Source organism: Bacillus cereus group sp. MG9 (assembly GCF_040459995.1).
GTDB classification, from domain to species: domain Bacteria; phylum Bacillota; class Bacilli; order Bacillales; family Bacillaceae_G; genus Bacillus_A; species Bacillus_A mycoides.
On sequence record NZ_JARVHC010000001.1, the window covers coordinates 1,975,676 to 1,988,069 of the forward strand.

Consider the following 12,394-nt stretch of genomic DNA (forward strand, 5'->3'; position numbering starts at 1 on the left):
GAGTGACAAGATGGGAAAGACAAGTAAGTATGTGACAGCTGCCGCACTTTGTTCAACTATAGTAATGGGAGGCTTACAGGCGTCAGCTGTAGCTTATGCGGCTACGAATCCGACTACAGTGACAACACAATCAGATGCAAAGTTGTTAAATGATTTCAGAAAAGAATTAAAAAAACAGATTGATAATAGAGAAGAAAATATTACAATCACATATAAAACAAAAGATAGAAATGCTAGAAATATTATGGACCAATTGTATGGCGAGTTTAATAAAATTGTAGATGCAGATGAGTATGTAAAATATAATGTAGCGTCTACTAAATATTCTATAAAAGGGATGCCAGGGAATTATACATTTACATTACAAGTGAAGTATCGTGAATCAAAAGAGCAAACACAGTATGTAAAGTCTCAGGCGAAAGTAATTGTAAATTCTATCATTAAACAAGGTATGGATGAACATGAAAAAGTGAAAGCTATTCATGATTATGTTGTGAAAGAAGTATCATATGATACTTCTTATCAAGCATATACAGCGTATGAAGCGTTAGCGAATCGTTCTGCCGTTTGCCAAGGATATACATTGTTAACATATCAATTACTAAAAGAAGCAGGTATTCAAAATCATATTGTAACAGGTACAGGGAATGGACAAGCTCACGCATGGAATTTAGTGAACATTGATAACAAGTGGTACCACCTTGATACTACATTCGATGATCCAGTTCCTGATAAAGCTGGGCGCGTAACATATTCATATTTTAATATGTCTGATGAACAATTAAGCAAAGACCATGAATGGGATCGTAGTGAATATCCAGCGGCAACTACAAGCTACTTCAACGAATTAACAAGCAAAATAAAAGCCGGTAGTTCAAAAACTGCTGTATATGAACAAATGTTAAAAGAAACAAATTTAAAGTATTTATCTGCACAATACGGAGCGGAAAATTACAATGAGTTTAAGAAAAAATTACAGCAACAATTTGCTTCCAAGCCAGAAAAAGTAGAAGTACGATATAAGCAGTCCATGGATGGAACGATGCAAGATATAAAGAAAGTATTAAATGAAATAACTTGGCCAAAAGGTGCAAAGCGTGTATCTTATCAAGTTGCGCCATATAGTGCAATGACAGGTTATTCATTAGCGACAATTACATTTACGTATTAATGAAAAAGAGCATCTTTAAAAGGTGCTCTTTTTACGTTTGAGTATAATTCTAGTGACTATTTAGAATTATGTGATAAAATAATGAAAATAGAGGATGTGATAGCTGAATGAATTTGTTCGAAAATAATATATTTGCATTGATATATTTTTGTCTAGTAATCGGACTTATCGTTTTGTTTTTTGTATCATTTACTCTGTTCATTAAAAGATTATTGCAAAACGACACTATGAAAAAACAACATGTGATTAATATGAATCAGAAGTTAGATCGGATTATTGAATTGCTTGAAAAAGATAAAAAAGAATAATGGAAGATGGATAAAAAGGAGAAGCAGATGGCGAATTATATAAAGGAATTACGTGAAAAAATAGGGCATGATTATGTTATTTTGAATTTTGCAGGAGGTTGTGTATTTAATGAATTTGGTGAAGTGCTTCTGCAAAAAAGAGGAGACTTTAATGCTTGGGGATTTCCAGGCGGTGCAATGGAAATCGGGGAATCTGCGGCAGAAACTGCGATTCGAGAAATAAAAGAAGAAACAGGATATGATGTGAAAATTGATGAGCTCATTGGTGTGTATACGAAATATTTTCAAGCATATCCGAATGGAGATCAGGCACAGGCAATTGTAATATTCTTTAAGTTTTCAATCGTTGGAGGGAATACAAAAATAGACGGTGATGAAACGTTAGATTTGCAGTTTTTCCCTTTAGACAAAATGCCGCCATTGTTTAATAAACAACATGAAGATTGCTTGCAGGATTTATTAGAGAAAAGAGTAGGGGTATATCGTTAACGTATAAAAAAGAAGCTAAATGAGATTAGCTTCTTTTTTATGTTCTATTTCCACCAATCATCAAACATTGACGCTGGTACTTGTCTTTTATGTTCACTCACTTTGTAACGCTTCTCGATCTTTTCAGCAACGTCAGCTGGAACGGATTTACCTTCTAAATAGTCATCTAATTGATCGTAAGTAATGCCTAGCTCTGTTTCATCAGCTTGACCTGGTTTTTCATCTAATAAATCAGCTGTTGGCATTTTTAAGTAAAGTCGCTCGTCTGCACCTAATTCTTGTAATAAATCACGTCCTTGGCGTTTCGTTAATCCCGTTAATGGTAATAAATCTGCACCGCCATCTCCGAATTTTGTGAAGAAACCTGTTACAGCTTCAGCAGCATGATCAGTTCCGATAACGAGTAGCCCTTGTTGTCCGCCGATTGCGTATTGTGTAACCATACGGATACGCGCTTTAACGTTCCCTTTATTGAAATCTGTTAATGATTCGTCTAATAAGTTTTCGTATTGATTTGAGAAAGCATCAACTGTTGAAGCGATATCGAAAGCAACAGACTGATCAGCTTGAATAAATTGTAATGCTAATTGTGCATCATCTTCATCTTTTTGTACTTTGTATGGAAGACGTACGGAGATAAACGTTGCGTTACCACCTTCATTACGAACTTCTTCGACTGCAAGCTGTGCTAAACGTCCTGCCAGTGTAGAGTCTTGTCCGCCGCTAATTCCGAGTACAAATCCTTTTGCACCTGTAGTTTTTAAATAATCTTTTAAGAAATCAATTCGTTTACGAATTTCTACTTTCGGATCAATTACAGGCTGAACATGTAATGCTTTCATAATTTGTTCTTGTAATGTCATTATGTTTTCCTCCTATTCATATTAAAGCGGTAAATAAGTTTATATGTATATTGGTACATACTTCTATCCTTTATTATTTCGCAAAACTAACGAATATACAATAGGATGCGTGTATGAATGTAGTCATTATAATGAAACTGTTTTATATAAGCAATTGTTTAAAACCTTTCAATAATGTAAGGTTTTTGTCATTTGAATCGATGGAAGGTATTTCCGAACTTTACTAATATAAAAGTATAGTTAGTAGAAGGGCGGAGAAGTAGTATGAACATTAGAGAACTCGCATTTCGAAATGTAACGCGAAATAGACGAACATACTCAGCTTATTTTTTGAGTAGTGCATTTGCAATTATGGCCTTTTTCGTGTATTCATTTTTTGCGTTTCATCCGGCATTAAGTGCTGGAGAATTAGGACAGTACGTATTCGTAAGTATGTCTTTTGCGCAGTCTATTATTTACTTATTTACATTCTTCTTTATTTTATATTCAATGGGAATGTTTTTGAAAACGAGAAAGCGTGAACTAGGAATTTTAATGATGCTAGGTATGACGAAATATCAATTAAAGCGTCTTATCTTCTTTGAAAATATAATGATTGGAATAGGGGCAATAATTTTTGGGATTCTTTCAGGTATGTTGTTTTCAGGAATATTAATATTTGTAGCTCCGATGATATTAAAACTAGATATCTCTTTATCCTATTACATACCGATGAAAGCGATTGTTGTAACGAGTATTATGTTTTTCGTATTATTTATGATCATTTCATTGTTTAGTGCAGGAATGGTTCGTAAAAATAAAATTATGAAATTGTTTAGAGGATCAGCAGAGGCGAAGCCAGAACCGAAGGCATCTATAATTTCTTCTATATTAGCAGTAGTATTGCTTAGTGCTGGTTATGCAGGAGCTCTTATGTCACATGGTGCAATGGTATTTATAATGATGATTCCTGTTACAACGGTAGTAATTATTGGTACGTATTTGCTGTACAAGCAGTTGAGTGTCTTTATTATTCGATTATGTAAAAAAAGTAAACGTTTCTATTGGACACAGACAAATATTATTACTTTGTCAGATTTAGCATACCGTATGAGAGATAATGCAAGGATGTTCTTTATTGTAACGATTATTTCAACTGTAGCATTTTCAGCAATAGGTACATTGGTTGGGTTTGCTTCGATGACGAAAGAAATTATGGACAGACCAATTGCGTTTCACTATCAGTCTAAGCAAGGTAATAGCAATGAGTCACAGCATCTGAAAATCATTGAAGAAGGATTAAAGAAACATAATATAGCAGCTTCAAAAATAAATATTTCATCGAAGAAAACGGAGGAGCAGTCGTTAAGAAGCGCCATTTTTATAAAAGAATTAGATTATAAAGAATATGCAAAGTTAACAGGAGAACCATTTAATAGTGTATCAAATAAAGAGGCTTTATTTTTGTCAGTCGAAATACCCGGACCACCGATGAAAGAAAGAAAAGAAATTACTTTACCAAATATGAATGAACCTTTAAATGTGAAAAAAGTTAATACTTCTTCATTAAGTAAAATACTAAGAGGTAATGTGTATGTAATCTCTAAAAATCAATATGATTCATTACAAGATGGATTTAAAGAAGAAAAAGATTATATGTATAAAACACAATCCGCGAAAGATGAAATTGAGGTCGGTAAGGAACTTACGCTTCAGATGAAGCCTTATGAAGAACATTCAACGTTTAGTGCAGAAGAGTACGATCAAAATCAAAGTCTACAAATCGCAGGACCCATTTTATTTGTAGGTTTCTTTATTGGTATTGTATTTTTCGTTTGTGCAGGAAGCTTCCTTTACTTCCGTTTATTTTCAGATTTGGAGGACGATACTCGTTTATTTGAAATGATTCGAAAAGTTGGATTGACGAGAGGGGAATTATCGAAAGTAGTCACAATCCGCTTAGCGCTTTTATTCTTCGTTCCAGTTGGAGTTGCAACATTACACGGGGCAGTAGCATTAACTGCGTTAGGACAAATGTTTGAGTACTCACTGTTTAAAGAAAATACAATTGTATTAAGTATTTTCGTAGGTATTCAAGTTGTATACTTCTTAATTATAAGATCGCGTTATTTAAAACAATTGAAAGAAAGATTGAATATTCGTTAAATGTGTTTTTTTAACTTTTGTACTATATTTTCTAAAAAGAGTAAGGCATTACCAAATATATAGTGATAAAATGAAAATAGCGAGGTGAAAAAAATAATAGAGAGTAAGGGGGGAGTAACATGAAAGCAACAGGAATTATTCGAAAAGTAGATGAATTGGGACGGATAGTTATTCCTAAAGAATTACGAGATGTATTAGGAATACAAATCAAATCACCACTTGAAATTTTTGTAGAAGAAGACAAAGTCATTTTACAAAAATATCAACCTTACAATGCTTGTCAAATAACAGGTGATGTTTCAGACCAAAATATTTCATTAGCAAATGGAAACATTACTGTTAGTATAGAAGGCGCAAAACATGTAATAAAAGAAATTGAGCAGTTTTTGAACAAGAGTAAGATTTAGTCTTAATTTATCCAGCTATTTGTGGGCAGTAAAACTCCCACTTCAAAACTCGGCTGAAGAAAAGAAGTTGGGTGGGAGATCAACTGCCCGTAAAAGCCCGATTGGTGAGGGCTAATAATCAGTGGGGGATGAACCCCCCCCACTGATTATAGTTTCACTTTATATTATTCTTTTGAAAAACTGAAAAAGAAAAGGACCATAATGGGTCCTTTTCTTTTGTTTATTGAGAAATATTTGAGAGGAAGGGAAATGGAACGAATAAAACGAATGTTAAATCTAAACGCATTCAATAGTGGTCTGAAATGAAAATAATATATTTTCAGGAGGGATTACGATGAATAGTAGTACAGCGAATAAACAAAAAGGCATTAAATTAATTCCGTTTACTGTAAATAAAGTGGTTGAACAAGTAAATGAAATTCCACCAGGTGTACAATTGATTCATGCTCCGCAAGTATGGGAAAAGAGTGCGAAAGGAAAAGACATTGTCGTTGCTGTTTTAGATACAGGTTGTGATGTAAATCATGTAGATTTAAAAGATCGTATTATTGGTGGAAGAAATTTCACAAAAGATTATGAAGGAAATCCCAATATTTATCTTGATAATAATGGGCATGGTACTCATGTAGCGGGGACAATTGCAGCGACTGAAAATGGAGTGGGTGTACTAGGAGTCGCACCACTTTCTAAAATGTTAGTTTTAAAAGTATTAGCTGGAGATGGTTCTGGAAGTTATGAGCAAATTATTGAGGCCATTCATTATGCTGTAAATTGGAGAGGACCGAATAAAGAGAAAGTGAGAATTATTTCAATGTCACTTGGTGGTCCGCAAGATGTACCAGAGTTACATGAAGCTATTCAAAATGCGGTAAAACAAGACGTACTTGTCGTGTGCGCTGCAGGAAATGATGGAGATTGTAACGATGATACTGAAGAATTAGATTTTCCAGGTGCTTATTCTGAAGTAATTGAAGTAGGTGCTGTTAATTTAGAGCGGAAAATTTCATGCTTTAGTAATTCAAATCAAGAAATTGATTTAGTAGCGCCGGGTGATGAAATACTGTCTACGTATCCAGAGGGGAAATATGCGGTATTAAGTGGTACTTCAATGGCGACGCCGCATGTCGCTGGGGCGCTAGCACTTCTCATAAAGCAGTGTGAGAGAGAGTATGGTAGAAAATTATCAGAGCCGGAAATATATGCGCAACTTATAAAAAGGACTGTACCTTTAGGGTATGAACGTACATCTGAAGGAAATGGATTAATAGATTTATTAAAAGAATAGTAATTACTAAAAAACATCTCATATTTATATGAGATGTTTTTTAGTATGGTTCTGTCGCATGTATTACAACATCTAATAAACCAGGGAATCTAGTATTTAAATCTTCTTCACGAATTGAAATGAAACGTTGCGTTCCCTCAAGTCGTGTATACATAACACCAGATTCACGTAAAACTTTGAAATGGTGAGATAAAGTTGATTTCGCAATTGGAATGTTTAACGCACCACAAGATTGTTCATTTTTCTCTAGTAGCATAGTTACAATTTGTAAACGAATTTGATCGCTAAGTGCATATAAGACAGAAGAGAATTGAATTTCTTCTCGATTTGGATGATAGAGAGTACGCATTTTTTCACCTGCTTGTATAAGTTAATATATTTGCAAACATATAAAGTGGTATATTTCTATTGTTCGAATATAATCGAACAATAGAAATATAGGGGGATAAAAAATGAAGTATACAAAATTGCAAAAGGCAGGACTAAATATTTCGAAGTTGGGGTTAGGAACAAACGCTGTTGGGGGACATAATTTATATGCTGATGTGAATGAGGAAGAAGGAAAAAGATTAATAGAAGAAGCAATTCAGCAAGGGATTACATTTTTTGATACAGCAGATTCATACGGTTTCGGTAGATCAGAGGAATTGGTAGGAGAAGTATTAAAAGGAAAACGCCACGAGTTTGTACTTGCTACAAAAGGTGGAATTCAGCCGTTATTAAATGGAGAGGTTCATATTAATAATGAACGAAGCTATTTAAGAAATGCTGTGGAAAATAGCTTAAGAAGATTACAAACTGATTATATTGATTTATATTATTTACATTTTACAAATCCTGAAACAAGTTACATAGATTCAATTGGAGAGCTTACTCGCCTAAAAGAAGAAGGGAAAATTCGTTCAATTGGAATATCTAACGTAAATGTAGAGCAACTAAAAGAAGCGAATCAGCACGGACATATAGATGTTGTACAATCACCATATAATATGTTGGATCGTGCTGCTGGGGAAGAACTTTTGCCATATTGTATAGAATCAGGTATTTCATTTATTCCGTACGGGCCTCTTGCCTTTGGGATACTAGGCGGTAAATATACAGAAGATTTTAAATTAAACGAAGGCGATTGGCGTCAAAGTGTAAATCTATTTGAAGAAAATACATATAAAAATAACTTTAAAAAAGTTGAGATGTTAAAAGATTTAGCTAAAGAAATGAATCTTGAAGTATCACATTTAGCTTTAGCGTGGCTATTAAATAAAAAAGGAATTGATACTGTTATTCCTGGTGGGAAACGAGCGGAGCAAATAAGAGAAAGTGTAAGAGCAGTGGATGTTTCATTGAATGAAAAAGTTATGAAAGAGATTGAATCTATTTTAGAAGATTAGTTTAAAAGAGGGATAGGGCCCTCTTTTTATATAAAAGGAGAAGGTTTAAATGAAAAGAGTGCTAGCTGTATTCTTTACGATAATGTTTATGATTGGTACAGATACTTTCTTAATTTCACCACTTTTGCCGACATTACAACAAGTGTATCATGTATCAACTGAATTATCAGGATGGATGGTGAGTTCATATGCTTTAGGATACGCTGGATTTGCGCTTATCGCTGGTCCTATATCAGATGGCTTAAACAGAAAAAAAGTGATGGTATTATAAAATGTACCCTATAGAATAGACACTGAAAAAAAGTCTATTCTATAGGGTATTTCTTGTATAATGAGAGAAAATTGGAATCGGAGAAGGTTTAAAATGACAAAAAAGCTATTTACAGAAAGAGACATTCAAATTCTATCAAATAACCCATATATAAAATCTGTAAGTCAGAAAGGTATCACTTATACAGATGAATTTAAGCGTATTTTTATTGAGGAGAATGCGAAAGGAAAACTACCCCGAAATATTTTTGAAGAATGTGGTTTTGATATAGATATGATTGGAATGAAACGAATTATGTCATCAGGAAGTAGATGGCGTGCTGCTTACAGAAAAAATGGTGTATTTGGTTTACGAGATACACGCACCGAAAACGCGGGAAGAACTCTTGAGAGAGAGCTTACGTTAGAAGAGAAGTATGCTCGTTTAGAAGCCGAACGGAACTTACTAAAGGCAGAAAATGAATTGTTAAAAAAGATCAAACTTATGGAAGGGAGGATGAGAAGGAAATAACGTTATCACCTAGTCAGAAATATATCCTGATTCGTTCTGTTATCATAAAATATAACTTAAGAAATATGGTGAGTTACTTGTGTAAAGTAGCTGGTGTATCCCGTTCGGGATACTATAATTATTTTTCCATTTCATCTCAAGAACAACGGAAACAAAAGAACGATCAAGATGAAATCGTGAAAGAAATCATATTAAAAGCACTTCGATTTAGAAATCGAAAGAAAGGGGCTCGTCAAATAAAAATGACATTGGCGGGTCATTTTCAAGTTGTCTACAATTTAAAGCGTATCCGTAGAATCATGAAGAAATATGAGATTGTCTGTCCGATTCGGAAAGCAAACCCTTATAAAAGAATGCTGAAAGCTTCAAAAGAACATCGAGTAGTGCCGAATCAATTAAATCGAGAATTTAAACAAAACACCCCAGGAAAAACACTTCTTACAGATATCACTTATTTAGTTTATGGTAAGAATAAAAGAGCTTATTTATCTACAATTTTAGATAGCTCAACCAATGAAATTTTAGCTTACCATGTTTCAGAACAGATGACATTAGACCTCGTAACAACAACTCTTCATAAACTAAAACGGAATAAGAGGATTCGATTGACTAACGGTGCATATATTCATTCAGATCAAGGAGCCCACTACACAAGCCCTACCTACCAAAAATTAGTCAAAAAGCTAAAGCTCGGACAATCTATGTCAAGAAGAGGAAACTGTTGGGATAACGCTCCACAGGAATCATTTTTTGGTCATCTGAAAGATGAAGCACATATAAAACCTTGCGAGTCTTTTACTGAGTTGAAACAAGAGATTAAGAAATATATGACGTACTATAATCACTATAGATATCAATGGAATTTAAAAAAGATGACTCCTGTTGGATACAGAAATCATCTCCTTGATGTTGCCTAACTTTTTTCAAAATGTCCTTTACAAAGGGTACAGATTATTAGGAATGAGTTTTTTTGCATTAAGTACATTTTTGTGTGGAATGGCACCGAGTTTTTTATGGATGCTAATATTTAGATTTTTAGCAGGTGTAAGTGCAGCTTTTGTATCTCCACAAGTATGGGCATCTATTCCGCTCCTTATAGAGAAGAAGCAAATTGTAAAAGCAATTGGAATTGCAACAGCAGGGTTATCAATCTCCCAAATTTTAGGCCTGCCAATTGGAGCATATTTAGCAACGATACATTATACAACACCATTCTTCGTCATTGGTATATTATCAGCACTACTTGTCGTTCTTATTTATGTAGTATTACCAGAAATACAACCGGTTCATATAGGTGGAAGTAAAACAAACATCTTAAAGCGCTATAAACAATTACTTACAGATTCAAAGGTTTCACTTTCTTATTTTGCATATTTTGTTTTTCAAACTGGTAATTTTGCTGCATTTTCATTTTTTGGTGTATGGCTTTCCATTCAATTTGGCTTACAAGTCCATGAAATAGGAACAGCTATGCTCGTATTAGGGTTAGGAAATTTAACAGGGAATATTTTTGGCCCAAGAATCGTAAATAAAATTGGTTATAACCTTTCTTTCTATGGTGGAATTGTATTTACAGCTGTGCTATATGTATTACTTCCTCATGTAAAGAACATTATATTTGTGGAGTTATTATTCTTTGTTTTATTTTTTGTGACAGGAATTTTGTTTGTATTGATGATGGGGCGCTTACAAAATATGTCTAGTATAGCAAGAGGAACAGGAGCCGCTCTTGCTAATGCTTCTATGTATATTGGCCAAATGATTGGAGCGGCAATAGCAGGAATGTTATTTGCAGCATCTCACAATTTTATACTTGTAGGTAGTTTTACTGCGTTACTATATATAGGAGCTTTATTTTTGTTTAGAAAAAGTGAAAAGCTTAGTGAAGATAGTGAAACAGGAATTGCATCATAAAGCCTTTAAAAATAAATCGGAGAAATCCAAAAAAATAAAAAATCCCTAAAGAGATAGGGATTTATATATCGGCATATAGTTCCTTGGAAAAGGATATACTTAGTTTAACATATAGGAATACTTATATTTGTGAAATAGATGTGAAAGTAATGTGAAAAATGCCGTAATAAAAAGCACTGTTTTAGCTAAAACAGTGCTTTTCGCTTAGATTGAACTGTTGCCGCATTTTCATCATGTATTCCTGCTTCTTCAATAATTCGTTTTTTTACTTTATTTAATAGATGGTCTACTGCCTCACCAAAATAGTTAGCTTCGCTTTTTGTGCGGGCTTCTCGTAAACATTTATAGTTTTCTAGCAGTTCCTCTTTTTCGGTGTTTGTTAAGAAATCTTCTATTTTCTTTTTTGTCATACGAAACACCCTTTCTTCTGACAAACGACGCAATAGAAAATAATTATTTTTTATTATAACAATAATTTTTAGAGAAAGTATAGACTAACGTCGTAATAGTTTGTCAATTTCTTGGATTTTCTCATCAGCTTTCCCAATTTGCGTATTTTTAGCCTGTTCACCACCAAGAGCTTGGTGAAGTAAAAACGTTTGACCGGAAATAGCGGTCACAATGGAGACTTTTATAATTTCTTTTATTAAGGTGACATCGAATAAAACGAGTCCAAGAAGTGCGGCGAGGCTACCTGTAAAAATATCAGTTAAAAATCCAAAATGAAAAAAAGTTTTTAAACGGCGTGGAAGCAATAACTTGCCTTGGTTATTGATTAGATGGGAAACGAAGCCAGTAATGCCACCAACGAGAACTGCGGTTAGCCATTGATACATTTCCATCGAATCCACTCCTTTTAGTGAATAAGATTCGATAATTTTATATTGATTCCTTTTAATATTTCATATAAGCATATTGAGAAAGTTTGTTTAGGTTTATTCCGTATTCAATTTAATTTTAACAGAAAAATCTGATATTTTTCAGTCATATTATATGAAGCGGTTATTCCTTAATATGAATGTAGAAAGGGGTGCGTGATATGAATATAGATTATCGAATAAGAAGTGTAGATGGTTATACAAAAAATATAGGGGAATTAGTAAGCATGCTGGAACATACGAGGGCTGTAACATTCCAGGAAATAAACGAGCTATCAGTTGAACAATTAGATTTAATTATGCCAAGTGGTGGGAATTCAATTGGCGCCTTATTAAAACATATAGCAGCTATAGAAAAAGCCCATCAGCTTATTTCATTTCAAAATCGTGACTTTACAAAAGAAGAATTAGAAATATGGGAAGACGCACTGTATTTAGGGGAAGTTGGGAGAACGATTCATGGTCATGAAATACAGTATTATGTACAACTTTTGCAAAGTGTTCGAGAAGAGTCGCTAAAGTATTTGAGTGAAGTAGATGATACATGGCTAATGTCAGAAAGAAAGTGGCCTAATGGCGTAGCGTATAATCAGCACTACCTTTGGTTTCATGTGCTAGAAGATGAAATTAGTCATCGCGGACAAATTAAAATGCTAAAAAATAAGTTATTTGAAAATTACGTTAAATAAGGTAGCTTTTTAAATCAATATTCCATATAATGAGAGTAATTAAAATAAGAACGGGGTGATGTATTATGGCGAAATT

The 12,394-nt window shown here is 33.7% G+C and carries 13 protein-coding genes and 2 pseudogenes; 11 read left to right on the forward strand and 4 right to left on the reverse strand.

The annotated features are described in order from the left end of the window. The first annotated feature begins 10 nt into the window (after positions 1–10). From QCI77_RS10010 to QCI77_RS10020, 3 genes are all read left to right on the forward strand, one after another. Complete coding sequence (locus QCI77_RS10010) at positions 11–1,171, forward strand: transglutaminase domain-containing protein (protein WP_483298976.1); 1,161 nt, start codon at positions 11–13, stop codon at positions 1,169–1,171. 107 nt (positions 1,172–1,278) lie between these two features. Then, positions 1,279–1,479: a DUF4083 domain-containing protein gene (locus QCI77_RS10015; RefSeq protein WP_353824852.1), complete on the forward strand. Its 201-nt coding sequence runs from the start codon at positions 1,279–1,281 to the stop codon at positions 1,477–1,479. 27 nt (positions 1,480–1,506) lie between these two features. Beyond that, complete coding sequence (locus tag QCI77_RS10020; RefSeq protein ID WP_002141378.1) at positions 1,507–1,968, forward strand: NUDIX hydrolase; 462 nt, start codon at positions 1,507–1,509, stop codon at positions 1,966–1,968. A 44-nt stretch (positions 1,969–2,012) separates the two neighbouring features. Here QCI77_RS10020 and nadE read toward each other — a convergent pair whose 3' ends face one another. After that, positions 2,013–2,831: an ammonia-dependent NAD(+) synthetase gene (nadE, locus tag QCI77_RS10025; RefSeq protein WP_002031433.1), complete on the reverse strand. Its 819-nt coding sequence runs from the start codon at positions 2,829–2,831 to the stop codon at positions 2,013–2,015. 264 nt (positions 2,832–3,095) lie between these two features. Between nadE and QCI77_RS10030 the strand changes: the two genes are divergently transcribed. The 3 genes from QCI77_RS10030 to QCI77_RS10040 all read left to right on the forward strand — a co-directional run bounded on the left by QCI77_RS10030 (position 3,096) and on the right by QCI77_RS10040 (position 6,668). After that, positions 3,096–4,976, forward strand: coding sequence for an FtsX-like permease family protein (locus tag QCI77_RS10030; protein ID WP_353824853.1), 1,881 nt, complete (start codon positions 3,096–3,098; stop codon positions 4,974–4,976). A gap of 119 nt (positions 4,977–5,095) precedes the next feature. Further along, entirely contained in the window at positions 5,096–5,383 is a 288-nt protein-coding gene (locus QCI77_RS10035) for an AbrB/MazE/SpoVT family DNA-binding domain-containing protein (protein ID WP_002012401.1), read from the forward strand. Between the two features lie 334 nt (positions 5,384–5,717). Continuing rightward, positions 5,718–6,668, forward strand: a complete 951-nt coding sequence (locus QCI77_RS10040) for a serine protease (protein ID WP_002012402.1) — start codon at positions 5,718–5,720, stop codon at positions 6,666–6,668. A gap of 40 nt (positions 6,669–6,708) precedes the next feature. Here QCI77_RS10040 and QCI77_RS10045 read toward each other — a convergent pair whose 3' ends face one another. Next, positions 6,709–7,017 (reverse strand): ArsR/SmtB family transcription factor, encoded by a 309-nt coding sequence (locus QCI77_RS10045; RefSeq protein WP_353824854.1) that lies wholly within the window; start codon positions 7,015–7,017, stop codon positions 6,709–6,711. Positions 7,018–7,120: 103 nt separating this feature from the next. On the opposite strand from QCI77_RS10045, the gene QCI77_RS10050 reads away from it, so the two are divergent. The 4 genes and pseudogenes from QCI77_RS10050 to QCI77_RS10065 all read left to right on the forward strand — a co-directional run. Further along, a complete protein-coding gene (locus QCI77_RS10050; RefSeq protein ID WP_063226473.1) occupies positions 7,121–8,056 on the forward strand; it encodes an aldo/keto reductase in 936 nt (311 codons plus the stop codon). Between the two features lie 49 nt (positions 8,057–8,105). Then, positions 8,106–8,321 (forward strand): annotated as a pseudogene (locus tag QCI77_RS10055) (MFS transporter); the annotation flags it as partial. A 99-nt stretch (positions 8,322–8,420) separates the two neighbouring features. Next, a protein-coding gene (locus QCI77_RS10060) for an IS3 family transposase (RefSeq protein WP_113770855.1) occupies positions 8,421–9,754 on the forward strand; the annotation gives its coding sequence in 2 pieces (ribosomal slippage) (positions 8,421–8,808 and positions 8,808–9,754; 1,335 coding nt in all). 37 nt (positions 9,755–9,791) lie between these two features. Next, positions 9,792–10,751 (forward strand): annotated as a pseudogene (locus QCI77_RS10065) (MFS transporter); the annotation flags it as partial. Between the two features lie 185 nt (positions 10,752–10,936). Here the strand turns inward: QCI77_RS10065 and QCI77_RS10070 are convergent. Then, positions 10,937–11,161, reverse strand: a complete 225-nt coding sequence (locus QCI77_RS10070) for a hypothetical protein (RefSeq protein WP_002012407.1) — start codon at positions 11,159–11,161, stop codon at positions 10,937–10,939. Positions 11,162–11,245: 84 nt separating this feature from the next. Beyond that, positions 11,246–11,593, reverse strand: coding sequence for a DUF4257 domain-containing protein (locus QCI77_RS10075; protein WP_000426320.1), 348 nt, complete (start codon positions 11,591–11,593; stop codon positions 11,246–11,248). 197 nt (positions 11,594–11,790) lie between these two features. On the opposite strand from QCI77_RS10075, the gene QCI77_RS10080 reads away from it, so the two are divergent. Then, complete coding sequence (locus QCI77_RS10080) at positions 11,791–12,318, forward strand: DinB family protein (RefSeq protein ID WP_002189339.1); 528 nt, start codon at positions 11,791–11,793, stop codon at positions 12,316–12,318. The last annotated feature ends 76 nt before the right edge of the window (positions 12,319–12,394 follow it).